This is a genomic window from Priestia sp. 10L35 (genome assembly GCF_056395685.1).
Genome location: NZ_JBFTKA010000004.1, coordinates 252,691 through 272,926, shown reverse-complemented (window position 1 = coordinate 272,926; position 20,236 = coordinate 252,691). Strand labels below are relative to the sequence as shown.

General features: G+C 38.6%; 15 protein-coding genes and 2 riboswitches. Of the genes, 10 read left to right on the top strand and 5 right to left on the bottom strand.

Annotated features, from left to right (window positions below):
* Positions 1-152 precede the first annotated feature (152 nt).
* Both metH and AC1DEF_RS16970 read right to left on the bottom strand, forming a co-directional pair.
* Entirely contained in the window at positions 153-3,596 is a 3,444-nt protein-coding gene (gene metH / locus AC1DEF_RS16975) for a methionine synthase (protein WP_028407914.1), read from the bottom strand.
* On the bottom strand, positions 3,597-5,435 hold the full coding sequence (locus tag AC1DEF_RS16970) for a bifunctional homocysteine S-methyltransferase/methylenetetrahydrofolate reductase (protein ID WP_013082256.1): 1,839 nt from the start codon (positions 5,433-5,435) through the stop codon (positions 3,597-3,599).
* Positions 5,436-5,542: 107 nt separating this feature from the next.
* Positions 5,543-5,649: riboswitch (SAM riboswitch) on the bottom strand.
* 339 nt (positions 5,650-5,988) lie between these two features.
* Between AC1DEF_RS16970 and AC1DEF_RS16965 the strand changes: the two genes are divergently transcribed.
* The 9 genes from AC1DEF_RS16965 (at position 5,989) to ptsP (ending at position 16,616) form a co-directional block, all read left to right on the top strand.
* Entirely contained in the window at positions 5,989-7,023 is a 1,035-nt protein-coding gene (locus AC1DEF_RS16965; RefSeq protein ID WP_237074669.1) for a YkvI family membrane protein, read from the top strand.
* 107 nt (positions 7,024-7,130) lie between these two features.
* Positions 7,131-7,281: riboswitch (FMN riboswitch) on the top strand.
* A 277-nt stretch (positions 7,282-7,558) separates the two neighbouring features.
* Positions 7,559-8,218 (top strand): riboflavin synthase, encoded by a 660-nt coding sequence (gene ribE / locus AC1DEF_RS16960; RefSeq protein ID WP_013056005.1) that lies wholly within the window; start codon positions 7,559-7,561, stop codon positions 8,216-8,218.
* Between the two features lie 16 nt (positions 8,219-8,234).
* Positions 8,235-9,428: a bifunctional 3,4-dihydroxy-2-butanone-4-phosphate synthase/GTP cyclohydrolase II gene (locus AC1DEF_RS16955; RefSeq protein WP_013082259.1), complete on the top strand. Its 1,194-nt coding sequence runs from the start codon at positions 8,235-8,237 to the stop codon at positions 9,426-9,428.
* Positions 9,429-9,519: 91 nt separating this feature from the next.
* Positions 9,520-9,990, top strand: coding sequence for a 6,7-dimethyl-8-ribityllumazine synthase (ribH, locus tag AC1DEF_RS16950; RefSeq protein WP_013056007.1), 471 nt, complete (start codon positions 9,520-9,522; stop codon positions 9,988-9,990).
* Positions 9,991-10,431: 441 nt separating this feature from the next.
* A complete protein-coding gene (locus AC1DEF_RS16945; protein ID WP_097824004.1) occupies positions 10,432-11,304 on the top strand; it encodes a hypothetical protein in 873 nt (290 codons plus the stop codon).
* Positions 11,305-11,435: 131 nt separating this feature from the next.
* Positions 11,436-12,284, top strand: coding sequence for a glucose PTS transporter transcription antiterminator GlcT (gene glcT, locus AC1DEF_RS16940; protein ID WP_013056009.1), 849 nt, complete (start codon positions 11,436-11,438; stop codon positions 12,282-12,284).
* 271 nt (positions 12,285-12,555) lie between these two features.
* Complete coding sequence (gene ptsG / locus AC1DEF_RS16935; RefSeq protein WP_013056010.1) at positions 12,556-14,610, top strand: glucose-specific PTS transporter subunit IIBC; 2,055 nt, start codon at positions 12,556-12,558, stop codon at positions 14,608-14,610.
* A gap of 18 nt (positions 14,611-14,628) precedes the next feature.
* Positions 14,629-14,895, top strand: coding sequence for a phosphocarrier protein HPr (locus AC1DEF_RS16930; RefSeq protein WP_013056011.1), 267 nt, complete (start codon positions 14,629-14,631; stop codon positions 14,893-14,895).
* Entirely contained in the window at positions 14,895-16,616 is a 1,722-nt protein-coding gene (gene ptsP, locus AC1DEF_RS16925) for a phosphoenolpyruvate--protein phosphotransferase (protein WP_477727452.1), read from the top strand. The genes AC1DEF_RS16930 and ptsP overlap by 1 nt, the downstream gene beginning before the upstream one ends.
* Positions 16,617-16,657: 41 nt before the next feature.
* On the opposite strand, the gene AC1DEF_RS16920 is transcribed toward ptsP, so the two are convergent.
* The 3 genes from AC1DEF_RS16920 to AC1DEF_RS16910 all read right to left on the bottom strand — a co-directional run bounded on the left by AC1DEF_RS16920 (position 16,658) and on the right by AC1DEF_RS16910 (position 19,069).
* Positions 16,658-17,344, bottom strand: a complete 687-nt coding sequence (locus AC1DEF_RS16920; protein ID WP_013056013.1) for an LrgB family protein — start codon at positions 17,342-17,344, stop codon at positions 16,658-16,660.
* Complete coding sequence (locus AC1DEF_RS16915; protein WP_097824002.1) at positions 17,341-17,709, bottom strand: CidA/LrgA family holin-like protein; 369 nt, start codon at positions 17,707-17,709, stop codon at positions 17,341-17,343. The genes AC1DEF_RS16920 and AC1DEF_RS16915 overlap by 4 nt, the downstream gene beginning before the upstream one ends.
* Positions 17,710-18,193: 484 nt before the next feature.
* Positions 18,194-19,069 carry a LysR family transcriptional regulator gene (locus tag AC1DEF_RS16910; protein WP_043979592.1) on the bottom strand — a complete coding sequence of 292 codons (876 nt, stop codon included), beginning with the start codon at positions 19,067-19,069 and terminating at the stop codon, positions 18,194-18,196.
* A 241-nt stretch (positions 19,070-19,310) separates the two neighbouring features.
* Here AC1DEF_RS16910 and AC1DEF_RS16905 point away from each other — a divergent pair, with 241 nt between their 5' ends.
* Positions 19,311-20,087, top strand: coding sequence for a hypothetical protein (locus AC1DEF_RS16905; RefSeq protein ID WP_013056016.1), 777 nt, complete (start codon positions 19,311-19,313; stop codon positions 20,085-20,087).
* The last annotated feature ends 149 nt before the right edge of the window (positions 20,088-20,236 follow it).

The window sequence follows — 20,236 nt, the reverse complement described above, 5'->3', positions numbered from 1 at the left end:
ATGAAAAAAATCCGAACGCAGTTGATTCTCAATTAAGAATCTGGATTTACGGTTCGTATCTTTCTTCAGCTAAAATCCATTTGTCGCAGCCTTTTTTTCAGGTTTGTTCACTGTAAAAAAACAGCCGCGGTCTAAAAGACCGCGGCCATATTTTACAATACGTTAAAATATTTCGCTTCAGGATGTGCAAAAACAAGGGCTGTAACAGAAGCTTCTGGTTCCATCATGAAACCGTCTGTTAACTGAATGCCGATGTCTTCAGGTTTAAGTAATTTAAACAGTTTTGCTTGGTCTTCAAGGTCTGGACATGCAGGATATCCGAATGAAAAACGCTGACCTTGGTATTTGGCTGAAAAACGCTCCGCCATTGTAAAGTCAGGCGAATCGGGGAATCCCCAGCGGTCACGAATTTGCTGATGAACACGTTCTGCTAATCCTTCAGCTAGTTCAAGCGCAAGAGCTTGAAACACGTGACTCTTTAAAAACTCGCCGTTTTCTTTGAATTTCGCCGCGCGTTCGCGAATGCCTGTTCCTGCTGTTACAGAGAAGAAACATACATAGTCCATCTCTTTTTCTTTAGGCTTTGCAAAATCAGATAAGCACAGGAACTGTCCTTTTGCTTGCCGAGGGAAGGTAAAGCGTTCAATTTCTGTTTTTTCATCAGCAGGATCATAAATAATTAAATCATTTCCGTCTGCTTGAGCAGGGAAGAACTGATAAATAACCGCTGGCTTAATTAAGTTTTCTTTTAGTGCCAGTTCGAGCAGGTCATCAACGGTTTCTTTTAATTGAACAGCACGCTCATCTTTTTCAGCAAGCAGCTTATTCACTTTTCCTTTTAGTCCTAAGTGATGGCCTAAAAGCATCTGCCAGTTAATATACGGAAGAACCTGTGCCAAATCGTAGTGTTTAACAACGTGGCGCTTTAAATCAGCAGGTACAAAAACAGGAGCGTCCGTTGAAATGGCGGATCTTTCTAAAACAGCCGTAGCTGCTTGAGCGGTTTGAGGCTGGCGTTCTCGAACCGTTACTTTCTTTTCTTGCCGCGTTTTTAAATCTGCTAAAAGCTGAATAACTTCTTCTTTGTTCTGCAGCTTATTTGCTAACGCTAATCCGTCCATCGCATCTTTGGCGTAGAGGACCGCACCTTCATATTCCGGGGCAATTTTAAAGTCAGTAAATTTACGGGAAAGGGCAGCGCCTCCTACCATAATTGGAACATCAATGCTTGATTGTGTTAAATCTTGGGCAGTCAAAACCATTTGCTGAGCTGACTTTACTAGAAGACCTGACAGGCCAATGATGTCTGGCTTTTCTTCTTTTACTGCTTCAATCAGCTGCTGGGGCGTTACTTTAATTCCTAAATCTATTACTTTAAAACCATTGTTGCTTAAAATGATGTCTACTAAGTTTTTACCGATATCATGCACGTCGCCTTTAACCGTTGCAAGAATCACTTTGCCTTTTCCAGAATCATTTTCAGTTGCTTCCATATGAGGTTCTAAAAAGGCAACGGATGCTTTCATCACTTCCGCACTTTGAAGCACTTCTGCTACAATCAGCTGGTTGTCATTAAACAAACGTCCAACTTCCGCCATGCCCTTCATAAGCGGTCCGTTAATAATATCTAACGGATCATCATATTGAGCTAAAGCCTGTTCTAAATCAGGAAGCAATCCTTCTTTTGTACCTTCGACAATATACATTGCCAATCGTTCTTCGAGTGTTAACGTAGAAATTTCTACTTTTGCTTCTTTCTTTTTATCACGATAAAAGTCGGTAAACGTGCTTAACGTTTCATCAGTTGTGTTAAATAACAACGCATTAGCAAGCTCAATTTCAGCTTCTGGAATAGAAGCATAGCGCTCTAACTTTTCGGTATTAACAATGGCATAATCGAGTCCAGCCTGCGTACAGTGATAAAGATAAACCGCATTTAGTACTTCACGTCCGACTGGAGGAAGACCGAATGACACGTTACTTACGCCAAGAATGGTCAGGCAATCAGGCAGGGCTTCTTTAATCATTTTAATTCCCTTAACTGTTTCTTCAGCAGAACCAATATATTGTTCATCACCAGTCCCTACAGGAAACACAAGAGGGTCAAAAATAATATCTTTTGGATTAAAGCCATGTTTTTCAACAAGCAAATCATGTGAGCGTTTAGCAATCTCTACTTTTCGTTCTGCAGTAACGGCCATGCCTGTTTCATCGATTGTACCCACAACCAGAGCTGCACCGAATTTTTTTACTAGTGGTAAGATTGCATCAAAACGCTCTTCACCATCTTCTAAGTTAATGGAGTTAATAATGACCTTACCTTGCGAGTACGTTAAAGCTTTTTCAATAACTTTCTCGTCCGTTGAATCGATTACAAGAGGAACCTTCACTTTTTTTACAACTTCTTGAATAAATTCCTCCATGTCTTCCATTTCTTCACGGTCCGGATCTGCCAAGCAAATATCAATAACGTGAGCACCATTTTTAACTTGAGCACGCGCAATTTCAGATGCTTCTTCAATTTTTCCTTCCGCAATCAGACGCTTGAACTTGCGAGAACCGATTACATTCGTACGTTCTCCCACAAAAAGAGGGCGCATAGAATCGTCATATACAAGCGGTTCAATACCGGTTACAGCATGGTTATGCTCGGAGCGATCAAGCGAACGGGGCGCAACCTCTTTTACCGCTTCCGCCAGTGCTTTAATATGAGCAGGCGTTGTACCGCAGCATCCGCCTACAAAATTCAGCCAGCCTTTATCAGCAAACCCTTTAATTTTTTGAGCAAGCAGCTCAGGGGATTCATGATAATTGCCTTCTTCATCCGGAAGTCCAGCGTTTGGATAACAGCTAACTGCTGAAGTGGCTAGGTCTGAAAGAGAGCGAATATGATCCGTCATAAATTCAGGGCCTGTCGCGCAGTTAAGTCCGACTGAAAGAGGCTTCATGTGTTCCAGTGATAAGTAAAAAGATTCGATATCTTGACCAGCGAGAGTTGTTCCCATCGGCTCAATTGTTCCTGAAATCATAATAGGAACTTCGGTTTTTAGTTTTTCAAACGCAGCTGTAATGCCTAAAAATGCGGCTTTTACGTTCAGCATGTCTTGACAGGTTTCGACTAAAAGCAAGTCAACGCCGCCGTCTAACAAACCTCGAGCTTGCTCTTCGTACGATTCTACTAACTCAGGGAATGTAATACCTCCGGTAACAGAGAGAGTTTTAGTGGTAGGACCGATAGCTCCAGCTACGAACCTAGGCCATTCGGGAGTTGAATATTTATCGCGGGCTGCACAAGCAAGCTTCACAGCTTCGATATTCAATTCATACGCCAAGTGACCTAAATCGTATTCATCAAGTACGGTAGATGTTGAGCCAAACGTATTGGTTTCAATGATGTCAGCACCTGCTGCAAAGTACTCTTCATGAATGCGCTGAATCACATGAGGCGCTGTTCGAGTCAAATATTCGTTGCAGCCTTCATATTCTTCGCCGCCAAAATCTTCAGCGGTTAAATCAGCATCTTGAATCATCGTTCCCATTGCTCCATCGATGACGAGTATTCGCTTCTTTAGTTGTTGTTCGATAAGTGAGCTCATTTATATCTTCCTTTCTGATGTAACAAGTTGCTTGTCATGAATATAGCGTGTTAGAATTTCGGTCATTTCATAGCGCATAAACGGCGTAATTAAGTAAATACCGTCAAATAACTCATATGCTGTATCAATTAAGTTTTTTGCAATCGCAAGACCTTCGACTTCACCGCGGATTCGGTCATTTCCCGTTGCATCCATGCGTTCTAGAATATCTTCTGATAATTTAATTCCAGGTACTTCATGGTGAATAAATCGAGCATTTCTTGCGCTTGTTAACGGCATGATACCGATATATACCGGTGTTGTTAAATGTTTGGTTGCTTCATATACCTCTTCAATTTGCTTAGTTGAATAGAGAGGCTGAGTAATGAAATAGTGAGCCCCGCAGTCGATTTTCTTTTCCAAACGCTGAACGGCTCGGTCTAAGTGACGCACGTTTGGGTTAAAGGCAGCTGCAATGGAAAAATTGGTTTTTTGACCAAGTGGTTTGCCGGAATAAGATAGTCCTTCATTAAACTGAGCGATTAAACTAATCAAGTCAAATGAAGATAAATCGTAGACCGAAGTGGCGCCAGGGAAATCGCCAACTTTCGACGGATCACCGGTAATTGCAAGTACTTGATTCATTCCTAGCGTATGAAGTCCCATTAAATGAGATTGAAGTCCAATTAAATTTCGGTCGCGACAGGTAATATGAATAAGCGGTCGTGCTTTTGTTTCTTGCTGCATCAGTGTTGCCATTGCCAAGTTGCTGATGCGAGGTGAGGCAAGAGAATTATCAGCTAATGTAATAGCATCTACGCCGACTTTATCAAGTGCTTTTGCGCCTTCTAAAAATTTCGTCGGACCAAGCTGTTTAGGCGGATCTAGCTCGACGATAACCGAGCGGCGCTTCTTCACAATTTCATGCATATGAGGTTTATCCTGCTGCTCACGCTCTTGAACCGTAACGGCAGGTCTCATTTTAACAACTTTGCTTGTAATCGGAGGCAGGTCTTTTAAGGCAGATGACATTGCGCGTACGTGAGCTGGTGTTGTACCGCAGCATCCTCCAATTAAGCGAACCCCTTGTTCGCGGAATAAACGCGCGCTTTCTACAAAGTAGTCTTCATTTGTTTCATATTCCAGCTTTCCTTCCACATACGCCGGAAGGCTGGCATTAGGGTAAGCAGATAAGAAAGCACGATCAGGAAGCGGTACTTCTTCAAGAGACTGAATCATATGATAAGGACCTAAACGGCAGTTTAGCCCGACAACATCTGCTCCCAGCGCCTCTAATTCTTTTAATGCATCTGCTAAAGGACGGCCATCTTGCAGTACGCCAATATCATGCAGGGAAACGTGAGTAATAATAGGCTTATCCGTTTCTTTTCTTGCCAGTGTAAGAACGGTTTTTAATTCTTCGAAATCATAGTATGTTTCAAACAAAAGGCCATCCACGCCTTCATTTAAAAGCCAAAACATCTGTTCACGAATGCTTCGCTTAACCTCTTCTAAACTAATAGCGTTTTTTTGGAAAGAACGAATTCCGCCGAGTGTACCAACCACGTAAGCCTGATCTTTTGCAGCTTGTTTCGCTAATTTTACACCAGCAACATTGATGTCTTTGACTGAATCTTCTAATCCATAACGGGCAAGTTTTTGATAATTAGCAGCGTACGTATTTGTTTGAATAACGTTTGCACCAGCTTCTACATAGGCTCTGTGAATACGAGAAACCTCTTCTGGTTTGGTGATGTTTAGTTCTTCAAAACAGCTGTCAATACCGTGTGAGTAAAGGAGGGTACCAGTGGCACCATCCCCAATTAAAATTTTAGACTTTAAATCTTCAAGTAACCCCATGTCAAAACCTCCTTAAATTGTTCCGCTTCTATTTCACGAGTGATTCGTTTTATGCAATATGCCGATAAAATAGAAAAAGTCTTCTTAAGAAGAAGACTTTTTTCGCCTTCTTATCTTCCAAGCAATAAATTGCTTGCTGGATTTAGCACCATGTCTCTAACGACTGGTTGCTGAGGTTTCAAAGGGCCAGTCCCTCCACCTCTCATGATAAGAATCAATTGTATATAATTGAAACATATTTTTTTAAATAGAAAGAATACTTATTTAATAATTTATCTGATTTTTAGAAATTATACAACAGTAAATTGTGAATTTCCAGCAAATATTGAGGAAAATTTAAAAGCTAAAGGGGAAATATCCGTATATTTTGTTTGAAAATGACTGTTATGTTAGGGGTTAAGGAGTTTTTTGTGAGAAATACAAAAAGAAAATGAAAAAAATAAACCAAAAGGCACAAGCACTGGGATATGCGTAGATTTACATGTAAAAAGGCTCGTCTTTTTTTTATCGTTTCTACATATAGTGAACTATGAAGGGTAGAAGGGTGATGGGCATGAAAAGGTGGAAACTCACGCTGCAGGTTGCTGCTACGTATGTAGGCACCGTTGTAGGAGCCGGTTTTGCAACAGGCAAGGAAATCGTTCAATTTTTTACACAGTACGGGGAACTTGGAATGGTCGGAATTTTGGTCAGCGGCTTGTTTTTTATTTGGCTAGGTTCAAAAATGATGCTGCTTTCGCACGCAATTGGGGCTTCTTCTTATCAGCAGCTTAATACATATTTATTTGGTGATGTGCTTGGAAAAGTGGTAAACGGTGTAATGATTGTCATTTTATTTGGAGTAACTTCAGTCATGCTAGCGAGTACGGGAGCAATAGGAAAAGAACAGTTTGGGCTGTGGCCTCCTGTTGGGATGATTTTTACAATTGTTTTAACTTATATATTTATCGCAAAAGGAATTAACGGTATTTTAATGGTTAATTCTCTTGTTGTGCCGATGATGCTTTCATTTGCTTTTATCATCTTTATGCCGAATATCAGCTATTTCTCACTGATTCAAACGAAGCCGGATTTAACGCTCGTCACGCAGTGGAAGTGGGCGGTTAGTCCCTTTTTATATATTTCCCTGAATCTAGCTTTGGCTCAGGCCGTTTTGGTCCCATTAGGAAGCTCGGTGAAAGATAGGAGCGTGATTACAAAAGGGGCCTTAATAGGAGGATGTGTACTTACGTTTATGCTTGTTTCTACTCATCTTGCCCTTTCCAATTTGCCTTATTCATTTCAACTTGATATTCCGATGAGTGCCGTTGTTAAAAATATCTCAGCGTGGGTGAATGTTTTATTTACGGTAGTTGTGTTGGGCGAGATTTTTACTACATTGATTGGAAATGTATTTGGCATCGCTAAGCAGCTTCAGTCATTTCTTCCCCTCAATGACAAACAAGCTTTTGCGTTTATTATCTTGGCTTGCTTTATTATTGGGCAATTCGGATATGCCCAGCTTCTTGAGTTTTTGTATCCGATATTTGGCTATATTGGACTAGCTTTTGTATGGATGCTATGTATTAAAAAAGAAAAAATAAGCTAAAAGCTGGATTTTAAAGAATAGATGTGAAAAAACGAAGTTAAATGATGTGACAAGTCGATTTTACTTTGCTATAATGTAAAACAAATAAGACTATAGCAGTCGAATATATTATCCTTCGGGGTCGGGTGTAAGTCCCAACCGGCGGTGATAAAGCGTATGCTTTTAAGCCCGTGACCCGTTTTCATACGATGTATGTTAGCGGTGGATCTAGTTAAAATCTAGAGCCGACAGTAAAAGTCTGGATGGGAGAAGGATCAGGAAGCACAGTTGTTTTTTGTGTTGAATTAATAAGGGGCACGCTTGCCTTTTTTAAAGCTACCCTTGTTTTTGTACACAAAATATAACTGTTTATTTCGTATACAATTAGCGGAATTTTGCATAGATAAAACTGATTCAGCTCAGCCGACCCCTTGGACATTTGTTCAAGGGGCTTTTTTATTTTCAGTGGTTGGGGGAAAGATAAATATGAAAAAAAAGCAGCTGCTATTTCAAAACGGTATAAGAAGTTGGAATAGCGCCAAAGCAGGTGAAGAAAATGTTCACAGGTATTATTGAAGAAATTGGAAAAATAAAACGTATTCAAAAGGCTACAGAAGCAATTGTTCTTACGATTGATGCGAAGACCGTGTTAGAAGATGTGAACTTAGGAGACAGTATTTCAGTTAACGGCGTTTGTTTAACCGTAACGGCTTACTCTCAAAATGAATTTACGGTCGACGTCATGCCGGAGACGATTAAAGCAAGTACCCTTCAGCTTCTAACCGTTGGATCACGTGTTAACTTAGAGCGGGCGATGGCTGCAAATGGCCGGTTTGGAGGGCATTTCGTTAGCGGACACGTTGATGGAATTGGAACTATTGTAAGCAAAACACGTAAAGGAAATGCTTTTTATTATGAAATTCAAGTCGATCCTGAACTTCGTGAATTTATGATGTTAAAAGGATCTGTTTCCGTAGACGGAACAAGTCTTACTATTTTTGATGTCAGCAACCAATCATTTACTATTTCTCTTATTCCTCATACGGTGCTTCACACAGTCGTTGGAGACAAACAGCGAGGAGACAAGGTGAATATTGAATGCGATATGTTAGCTAAATATATGCATCAGATGATGACAAATAAGTCAACTCCTGGCGCCTCGAATCGTTCAGGTAACATGAAGGATTTATTGCAGCAGCATGGTTTTACAAATTAACAGTGAGGTGAAAGAGATGTTTCATAAAGTAGAAGAAGCCATTGAAGAGTTAAAAAAGGGAAAAGTGGTTATTGTATGCGATGATGAAGATCGAGAAAACGAAGGAGATTTTATTGCATTAGCCGAAAAAACGACGCCTGAGGTTATTAACTTTATGGCTACTCATGGAAGAGGATTAATTTGTACACCTGTTAATGAAGAAATTGCCCATAAATTGAATCTTCACCCGATGGTAGCGAACAATACGGATGTACATGGCACAGCATTTACAGTAAGTATTGATCATATTTCAAGTACAACAGGTATCAGTGCATATGAACGTTCTGCTACCGTTATGGCTCTTGTAAATGAAGCGACGGTAGCAAGTGATTTTCAACGCCCAGGACATATTTTCCCATTGATTGCAAAAGACGGGGGCGTTCTGCAGCGTGCAGGTCATACAGAGGCTGCTGTTGATTTAGCAGTATTAGCAGGAGGAAAGCCTGCGGGTGTTATTTGTGAAATTATGAATGAAGATGGAACAATGGCACGTGTACCGGATTTAACAAAAATTGCAGAGCAATTTGATTTAAAAATGATTACAATAAAAGATTTGATTGCCTACCGCCGCAAACATGACCAGCTTATTAGCCGTGAAGTAGAAGTGAGCTTACCTACGGCATTTGGTGAGTTTAAAGCTGTAGGATATACAAATAAACTTGATAATAAAGAACATGTGGCTCTTATCAAAGGTGATATTGATCATAATAGCCCCGTTCTTGTTCGCGTTCACTCTGAGTGTTTGACTGGAGATGTGTTTGGTTCTGAACGCTGCGACTGCGGTCCTCAGCTTCACGCAGCTCTTACGCAAATTGAAGAAGAAGGACGCGGCATTCTGCTGTATATGCGTCAAGAGGGCAGAGGTATTGGCTTACTAAATAAGCTAAGAGCATATAAGCTGCAGGAAGAAGGATACGATACCGTAGAAGCGAATGAAAAACTCGGGTTTGCTGCAGATTTACGAGAGTATGGAATCGGTGCTCAAATCTTAAAAGACCTTGGAGTCAAACAAATGAAGCTTTTAACGAATAACCCTCGTAAAATTACTGGGCTAAAAGGCTACGACCTTGAAGTGATCGAGCGAGTGCCTCTTCAAATGCCGGCAGTGGATGCCAATAAAAAATACTTAGATACAAAAGCTAAAAAATTAGGTCATTTATTACATTTATAATTTTACACTTTTTTTCGTTATAACAAATGAAGCTAATTCATGAAAAGAAATGTAAATAACTATATATTAATACTAGCAGGAGGAACAAAAGATGAATCATTTATATGAAGGAAATTTAGTAGGCACAGGATTAAAAATCGGAATCGTGGTAGGGCGTTTTAATGAATTTATTACAGGCCGTTTACTTAGTGGAGCAGAAGATGCGCTCAAACGTCACGGCGTAGCTGATGAAGACGTAGACGTGGCTTGGGTGCCGGGCGCTTATGAAATCCCATTAATCGCCAAAAAATTAGCTGAATCTAAAAAATATGATGCAGTGATTACGCTAGGAACCGTTATTCGAGGAGCTACTCCACACTTTGATTTTGTATGTAATGAAGTAGCAAAAGGCGTTGCATCTCAAAGCTTACAAACAGGCGTGCCAATTATCTTTGGTGTATTAACAACTGAAACAATTGAGCAAGCAATTGAACGTGCAGGAACAAAAGCAGGAAATAAAGGATGGGAAGCTGCAGCATCAGCTATCGAAATGGCTAACCTTTCAAAAATGATTGAAGGATAATAGATACCATTCCAGTTTTTATAAGCTGAAGAGTTAAAAGAGGCTGAAACAAAAGTATGTTAGTTGAAGGAAGATCCGAACGATGAGTCGTTCGGATTTTTTCATTGGTAGGGTGAACGCAGGTTTCAGGTATGTAGTGGCTTCTAGATGTAGATTAAAAGGTCAGGCGAAGACTTCTGCGGGAAAGCGGAAGAAGTGTGCCCCCGCAGAAGCGTAGGCAACGAGGAGGCTCAGCGGCCGCCCGCGGAAAGCGAAGTCTTGCACGGAAATCAACTGCAGTGTAGAAAGCGATCTATACTGTCTCATGTATCCCGTTTGTTCGCCTTTAGATTGGATTGATGTAGTTTTGTCTCAAGCTCTTTTGAATAGAAGCTAGCTATGTATAATTTGGCTAAAACGTCTTACTCTAAGTAATAATTAGGTCGTAACAGGGAGACGTCTATGCCTCATTATACTGCTTTTTTTGCATTGATTATTATCAGCACAGCCGTTTTGCTTACAGTATTCATACGTAAAAAAGATAAAAAGCTAGTCGTTTTGCTTTTTTTTATCATTGGAATGGCTTATGTACTAGAATATATTGTATTTGTGTTGTTTGAAAGTTACGATTACGATCCTGATTTTATGACCAATGAATATTTTGATAATTTGTTTGGGTCCTTAACTTCTCAAGCGTTTGCTTTTCCCATCATGGCTATGGTGGTAGCTGCTTATCAATTAAAATTTCGCTATATTTTATTCATTTCAGCTATGTTTATGGGGATTGAAGAATTATTTTTACACTGGGATATTTATACACATCACTGGTGGAAAACAGTTTATACAGGCGTTTTAATGACTATAGGCTTTAGCATTTCAAAGATTTGGTATGTATGGCTAACAGAACGGTATATGACATTTGTGCATTACGCTACATTTTTTCTCGGAACGCTCGCCATTACTTCTACTATTATGTTTATGCTGTTAGCATATTTTCATAATAATTGGTTTTATACGGGATGGTTTGCGTCCGCTACTCATGATTCCGTAAATGCAACGATGATTTACGTTTGTATTGTTACAATTCTCCTCGTTTGGAGTGTAGCCAAAGAATTTTTTGTTGGAGCTGGAATGATTATAGCGGGGCTGCGTATAGTAGATATTTTGCTGATTCACTATGGGGTGTTGCTGGTATCTATTACCACTTCACTTGTTCTTTTTACGCTTTTACAAGCGGGTGTATTCATTCTGAGCGTTATGCTTCAAAACTTTATTATGAAAAATTGTTATGGGACGAGCAAAAAAGACGTTGCGTTTCCAGTAAAGAACTACTAAGATAATACGTAACTCAAATAGTTTAGTTCAATAATATTTGAAACAAAGAAAAATGAATTGACGGTTATGCGTATTATTTGTAAGATAGGAAAGCAAATAATAGAAAGCCGAAACAGGGGAGTGAAGGATTCGTGAAAGAGTCCTTTTTTGTAGAAAAGGTACTTAATAATAATGTATTAATTGCTAAACACCTTACCTATGATGAAGTTGTGCTAATTGGGAAAGGAATAGGGTTCAATAAGAAAAAAGGCGATGAAATCGATGCAAAAGCCGTGGAGAAAATGTTTTTGTTAAAGAGTGAAGAAGAGCAAGAACAGTACAAGCAGCTTTTAGCGCAAGTGGATGAAGACGTGATTGAAATGATGAATGATATTGTAACGCACATTCAAAAGCGTGTTAACATTCCTTTGAACGAGCATATACACATTTCATTGACGGACCATATCGCGTTTGCGATAAAACGTTTTCAGCAGGGAATGGGGCTTAAAAATCCATTTTTACTTGAAACCAAAGCTTTATATCCAGAGGAATATACGATCGCATCTGAAGTGGTAGAAATTATTAGTCGCAAAATAGGCGTGCAGCTTCCAGTAGGAGAAATTGGTTTTATTGCACTTCATATCCACAGTGCGCTGACTGAAAAAAACCTGCTGGAAGTGAATCAAGACTCGCAGCTTATTCAAACGATTATTAATGTGATTGAAGAATCGCTTCATCTGCAGGTAGACAAAGAATCTGTGCACTATATGAGATTGATTCGTCATTTGCATTTTGCGATTGATCGAGTAAAAACAGGAGAAAAAATAGAAGAGCCAAAAAAAATTGCTTTGCTATTGAAAGAAGAATATCCTCTGTGTTACAATGTGTCTTGGAAAGTGATAAAAGTAATGCAGCAAGCGTTACATTTACCTGTGTATGAAGCAGAAGCAGTTTATTTAACGATGCATCTGCAGCGACTTATAACAAAAACGGATTTATAAAATCATTTCAATACGTGTTACTGATACGATCAGGCATGAGTGAGAAATGAAGCGATGTGTAATTGGATGAGTGTATCCATTTATCGTTTCTTTTTCCTCATGCCTTTTTTTGTTATAAGAAAGCGCAATCATTTAAAGCTTAGGCTTCAGGACACCAGGAGATGTAAGGAGTTTTCTAGTTAAAGAAAGCGTTTTATGAAAGCGCGTTAATGATTCACGTATCAAATAAATAGCTTGTTGCACACTAAATATATAAAAGGAGGTAAGCGCCATGTTTAAAAAACTTTTTGGAGTATTACAAAAAGTCGGAAAAGCGCTTATGTTACCGGTTGCGATTTTACCGGCAGCAGGGATTTTACTTGGAGTAGGGACAGCGCTTCAAAACCCTACATTGTTGGATGCAGTACCGGCACTTGGTGCAGACTGGGTTCAATTGGTTTCAAATGTTTTGTCGCAAGCGGGTCAAATTGTATTTGACAACTTATCGCTATTGTTTGCCGTTGGTGTTGCCGTTGGTTTAGCTGGTGGTGACGGTGTAGCAGGTATTGCTGCAATCGTAGGCTACTTAATTATGAACAAAACGATGAGCACAATCTTAGTTGCTACAGGACAACTAGATCCTGACAAAATGGGTGCCAATCCAGCTTACACTAGCATCTTGGGAATTCCTACGTTAGCTACAGGTGTATTCGGGGGTATCATAGTAGGTATTTTAGCTTCATCCATGTATAATCGTTATTTCAATATTGAATTACCATCTTATTTAGGGTTCTTTGCGGGAAAACGATTTGTACCAATCATTACTGGGGTATTTTCAATTGTTTTAGGTGTTATTATGATTTTCATTTGGCCGCCAATTCAAAGCGGATTAAATGCTTTCTCTACTAACATGATTGATGCAAACCCAACTTTATCAGCTTTTGTATTTGGATTGATTGAACGTTCATTAATTCCATTTGGACTTCATCACATATTCTACTCTCCGTTCTGGTTTGAGTTTGGTGATTACGTTAATAAAGCAGGTCAACATATTCACGGTGACCAAAAGATTTTCTTTGCTCAATTAGCAGATGGCGTGCCTTTAACAGCAGGAACATTCCAAGTTGGTAAATTCCCGTTCATGATGTTCGGATTGCCAGCAGCAGCTCTTGCGATTTATCACGAAGCTCGTCCTGAAAACAAAAAATATGTAGCTGGTATCATGGGTTCAGCTGCTTTAACATCTTTCTTAACGGGTATTACAGAGCCGCTTGAGTTCTCATTCTTATTCGTAGCACCAGTACTATTTGCAATTCACGCAGTATTTGCTGGTTTATCATTTATGGTTATGCAATTATTAAATGTTAAAATCGGTATGACATTCTCAGGTGGGGTTATCGATTACGTTCTATTTGGAGTTATGCAAAACCGTACAGCATGGTGGCTAGTTATTCCAGTAGGTTTAGTTCTAGCAGTTATTTACTACTTCGGTTTCCGCTTTGCAATCCGTAAATTTAACTTAAAAACACCGGGTCGTGAAGATAAAGAAGAAGGAGAAGAAGATGTAAAAGTAGAAGCAGCAGAGCTTCCAACAAATGTTTTAGCAGCACTTGGCGGTAAAGAAAACATTACACATTTAGATGCTTGTATTACGCGTTTGCGTGTATCAGTAGATGATGTGGGTAATGTTGATAAAAACCGCTTGAAAAAACTTGGAGCAGCTGGTGTTCTTGAAGTTGGTAACAATATTCAAGCTATTTTCGGTCCGAAATCTGACACGTTAAAAGGTCAAATTCAAGACATTATGAATGGCAAAACACCGGTTGTCACAAAAGAAGAGACAAAAACAATTGAAAAACCTGTTGCAACATCTGAAGTAGGAAGCGATAATGGTAATGATATTGTTTCACCGATTGAGGGAGAATTGGTACCTTTATCGGAAGTACCAGATCAGGTATTTTCACAAAAATTAATGGGTGACGGTTTTGCGATTATTCCGAAAACAGGCACAGTAGTTGCACCAGTGGACGGAAAAATAGTAAACTTATTCCCGACGAAACATGCTTTAGGTATTGAATCAACGACTGGACGTGAAATTTTAATTCACGTTGGTATTGATACAGTTAATTTAAAAGGCGAAGGTTTTGAAGCTTTAGTTGCCCAAGGCGATGAAGTGAAAAAAGGACAGCCTCTATTGAAAATTGATTTAGACTTTGTAAAAGAAAATGCGCCATCGACGATTACGCCGATCATTTTCACGAATTTACAAGCTGATGAAAAAATTGATATCTTAAAGCAGGGCCAAGTTTCTCAACAAGAAGCAAATATTATTAACATTTCAAAGTAAAAAGGAGATTGATTTAACATGGCACAAAAAACATTTACAGTAACAGCAGACTCAGGAATTCACGCACGTCCAGCAACAACTTTAGTACAAGCAGCAAGCAAATTTGATTCTGATATCAACTTAGAATTCAACGGTAAAACTGTAAACTTAAAATCAATCATGGGCGTTATGTCTTTAGGTATTCAAAAAGGCGCTACAATCACTATCTCTGCAGAAGGTTCTGACGAAGCAGATGCACTTGCTGCTCTTGAAGATACAATGAGCAAAGAAGGATTAGGCGAATAATGACAAAGGAAATTCAAGGCATTGCCGCTTCTAGCGGCATTGCTATTGCTAAAGCATTTCGTCTAGAAAATCCAGAATTAACCGTTGAAAAAAAATCAGTAACTGAAGTTGAAGCAGAAGTAGCACGTCTAGAAGCTGCGCTAGAAAAGTCGAAATCAGAACTTGAAATTATTAGAGAGCATGCTCGTAAAGAACTTGGAGATGACAAAGCAGAAATCTTTGAAGCTCACTTATTAGTTCTAAGCGATCCTGAACTTATTAATCCAATTAAAGATAAAATTACAAATGAAAATGTAAACGCTGAACATGCACTTGATGAAGTAGCGGCAATGTTCATTAATATGTTTGAGTCAATGGACAACGAATATATGAAAGAACGTGCTGCTGATATCCGTGATGTAACAAAACGTGTATTAGCTCATCTTTTAGGTGTAAACGTTTCAAATCCAAGCTTAATCGCAGAAGAAGTTGTCATTATCGCAGAAGATTTAACGCCGTCTGATACAGCACAGTTAAATCGTAAGTTCGTAAAAGGATTTACAACAGATATTGGCGGACGTACTTCTCACTCAGCAATTATGGCGCGTTCCATGGAGATCCCAGCTGTTGTAGGTGCAAAAACAGTTATGGAAGACATTCAAAACGGCGTATTAGTAATTGTTGATGGTTTAGATGGCGAAGTTATCGTTGATCCAAGCGAAGAAACGGTAAAAGCTTACGAGAAAAAAGCCGCTGAGTATGCAGAACAAAAAGCTGAGTGGGCTAAGCTTGTAAATGAAAAAACGGTTTCAGCTGATGATCATCACGTTGAACTTGCAGCTAACATTGGTACACCAGAAGATGTAAAAGGCGTATTAGAAAACGGCGGCGAAGGCGTTGGCCTTTATCGTACAGAATTCTTATATATGGGCCGCGAAGATCTTCCGACGGAAGAAGAGCAGTTTACTTCTTATAAAACAGTTCTTGAACGTATGGAAGGCAAACCAGTGGTTGTTCGTACTCTTGATATTGGTGGAGACAAAGAGCTTCCTTATTTAAATCTACCAAAAGAAATGAACCCATTCTTAGGATTCCGTGCCATTCGCTTATGTCTAGAGATGCAAGACATGTTCCGTACACAGCTTCGTGCGCTTCTACGTGCAAGCGTATACGGTAATCTGAAAATTATGTTTCCTATGATTGCTACTGTTGATGAGTTCCGTCAAGCAAAAGCTATTCTTTTAGAAGAAAAAGCTAAACTTCAACAAGAAGGCGTACAAGTTTCGGAAGACATCGAAGTAGGGATGATGGTAGAGATTCCTTCCTCAGCGGTAATCGCAGATTTATTTGCTAAAGAAGTAGATTTCTTCTCTATCGGAACAAATGATTTAATTCAATACACGCTTGCTGCTGACCGCATGAATGAGCGCGTGTCTTATTTATATCAACCGTATAACCCAGCGATTCTTCGCTTGGTGAATATGGTAATCAAAGCGGCTCACAAAGAAGGTAAGTGGGTAGGCATGTGTGGAGAGATGGCAGGAGATGAGATTGCAATTCCAATTCTTTTAGGTTTAGGCTTAGATGAATTCTCAATGAGTGCAACATCTATTCTGAAAGCTCGTTCTCAAATCCGTCAATTATCAAAAGCTGATATCGAACCTCATTTAGATACAATTCTATCAATGTCTTCTACGGAAGAAGTTATTGAGTTCGTAAAATCAACTTTTCATATTGGATAATAAAAAGGTGTGATCATATATGATCACACCTTTTTTATCTTTTAAGCGAAAATAGTAGGCAGAAGCATATTCGCAAATAGCATTGTAAGAAGTGCTGCTACGATCATGCCAAGGCTAGAAAAAGTACCTTCAATTTTTCCAAATTCAAAAGCTCTTGCTGTACCTGTCCCATGAGAAGCTACTCCTAAAAGAAGACCTCTTGCTAGAGAAGAGTGCAGTGCGAGGAGCTTAATCAGTTTTGGAGCGACCATACATCCTACTACACCGGTTATAATCACAAACATAATGGTAATATTCGGATCTCCTCCTAGCGTCTGAGATACATTAACAGCAATAGGAATCGTAACCGATCTTGGAATCAAGCTATGAACCAGCGTTGATTGTAAATGAAACACTAATGCTAACAGCATGGAAGATATCATGGCAGCAAACGTGCCGAGCCCTACGCTTAAGCTGATTTCAACACGGTGTTTTTTGAGTAAATCAAAATACTTAAACATAGGAACAGCAAAAGCAACGGTTGCTGGTCCAAGCATAAAGCTAATAGCACTGGCACCTTGCTTATAATGATCATAAGAGCCATTCGTCACTAATAAGATGCCAATTAAAAGAATGGGGGCTAGTAAAATAGGGGAAACTAGCATAGACTTATATTTTTTATAGAGCACTTTTGTACCGACATAAACGAGCAGTGTAAGCGGAAGAGCAATCCATGTGAGTAATGTCATTTTAGCGAACCTTCCTTTCTTCTTGAAATATGTTCTGCAATGATTCCCGTTATAGACATCACAATAATCGTACTGATTGTGATAATAATCACAATCTGGATTCCAAAATGCATCAATACATCTCCATAATTGATGAGTCCAACGACGGCTGGTATGAAAAATAGTAATAGTTCTCCCACTAACAGTGTTCCACCTTGTTCAACCCAGTTTAATTTAATTACTTTAAAGTACAGTAAGAAAAACAGTAAGAAAAATCCGATGATACTACCTGGCACTGGGAGGTCAAACCATTGTGAAATACTTTCTCCTATTAAAAACAGAGCCGTTAGTAATAAAATCTGTAAAATCACCATAATCAGTTTCATGATTAGCCTCCTTTATTTATGTTTTTATTCATTCATTCCTAGTTTGTTGAGACAATAATGGAGTCGTCTATGCTGAAAAGACGACTCCATCATGGGAAAAGAGAAACTATTTGGATTTTGCAAATGGGGATACAACTTCAGTAAATGAATGCTACACACTTATCTTACAAAAAATCGACTATAATATGAAATATATAATAACTATGATAACTATTCTTTTTAGTTATAGTTGAAAGAAATCTCTTTACAAATGCGTTGGTAACCTTTTCAAAAAAGAGTTTGTGAAATATAAGGTCTAATTATTTAATAAAAGAGATGGAGACATGCCTAAATCAATTCAATTTAAAGACGAACCAATGGGATAAATGATTTAGTATGAATGACATGTTACACCGCCATGAAAAAAATCCGAACGAGTTGGATTTTCTATCAAGAATCAAACTCGTTCGGATTTTTAATTAAACTACTTTTGGTCTCCGCTTTGTTAAACTGTACTTTTAATATAATCAATAAAAGCCTGTGTAGCATAAGAGATATAGCGATCTTTTTTTACGATTAAAGCAATTTCCCACGGAATAGCATTCTCGAGATTAATTACTTTCACATGCTCCAAATCAAGCTTTTCACATAATGAATAAGGGAAAAGAGCAATGCCGAGATTAGCAGCTACCAGCTCTCCAATGAAGTCCCACTGAGAGCTTTTAAAAGCAATATTAGGTGTAAATCCATTTTTTAAACATTCGTTATAGACCATTTCATGCATGGTGAAGTCTTCATGAAAGGAAATAAGCGTTTCGTCTTTTAACTCTTTTAATGAAATCGTAGAATGCTGAGCCAACGGATGAGATTTATGAACAACAAGCTGTAGTGTTTCTCGGGCTAAAGGAGTCGTAAAAAACATGTTTTCATCAACTGGAAGTAAAACTACGCCCACATCCACTTCTCCTTGTTCCACAAATTTTTGCATTCTTTTAGCGCCATATTCCACTAATTGAATATGAATCTCAGGATATTGCTCTCGAAATGCTTTAATAATAGTAGGAAAAAACAATGTACCAACAATAGGGGGAATGCCTATTTTGATGGTTCCTCTTTTTAAATGCATTAAATCATAGAGGGAATCCGATAAATCTCGGAGAGAAGATAAAATACTTTCTGCTTGCTCGTACACAATTATTCCTGCATCGGTAAGCTGAACTTGTTTGCCAGCGCGATCAAACAAAGGTGTGCCGAGCTCTTCTTCTAATGATTTAACCATTTTACTGAGAGAAGGTTGCGAAATATGCAGCGCTTCAGAAGCTCTTGTGAAATTTTTATGTTTAGCCACTTCTGTTAAGTAATGCAAATGGCGAACATCCATTTTGTATACCTCCGTGTTCATACATGCTAATTAATAAGATACACACATTCTACCACATTCACAATCAGCTCTATACCTTTCTTTCCTATCAAATAAAATGATCAGTAGAAGAGGCAGTGAATACAAAAGAAATTGCCAACAATATATATTTACACATTGTTTATTTTAGAAGTATAATATATAAATCAGTAGAACGGTTACATATCGATCACAGAATCAATCAATAAGGTGGTTAGAACGGTTGAGTAAAGCAGATGAAATAAGAGATATCGTTTATATTAATGGCCATGTAAATAAAAAATGCTTTATTACATATGGAATTGAATTTAAAGAGTTTTATCATTCCCTTCCTACGCCGCTTGCAAATATATTATTGTTAAAGCACGGTTTTGAAGACAGTGATTACCATTACCAAACCCATATGGACTACGTAGAAGAAGAACAAATTCATCTTTTAGCAGAAGATGATGTTTATAATTATGGTGATTTTTGTTGGATTGATTTTGAGGATGTATCTTCGTTAGATTTGTTAGAACCTCAAGATATTGCAGCGCTGCTGTATTTAGGTCATTTAAAAAAACCGCTCAATTCGCCATTTAATAATAAACTCGGTAATCAATTTGTTTATTTAGCTCATGATGATGGATTTTATAACAAAATCTATTTTCGAGACGTATATGATATGAAGCATATTTTAAGCCGAATCATTCCGTTGAAAATGTCAGAAATTAAGCAAAAAAGATTTGTATTTAGAAGGAAGAAGTTAGAATATCCAATATTGCCGCTCGTGTTAGCAAATACGCTTCTTACTTTAACGAATGACGGTTTGTTTATTGATTTTGAACACATGGTGCAATCGCGTAGAGATATTAAAATTCCTTTGTATACAATCGGTGACTTTGACGACATGAATGAAATGTATAATGATCGGTTTGAGCACAAAGAGATGAGTAAATTGCAGGCGCATCTTGTTCTCACTCATAAAGAGCTAGAGTGGAGCATTGAAGAAGTTCAATAATCTAAAAAGAGGTTGAGACATAACTAAATGAATTCAACCTAAAGACGAACACATAAGATAGATGAGCTGGACTGCTAAAAGGAACGAAACAGATAAAACTATATTCACCATCACAAAAAAACGAACCACTAATCAAACGTGTTGATTAA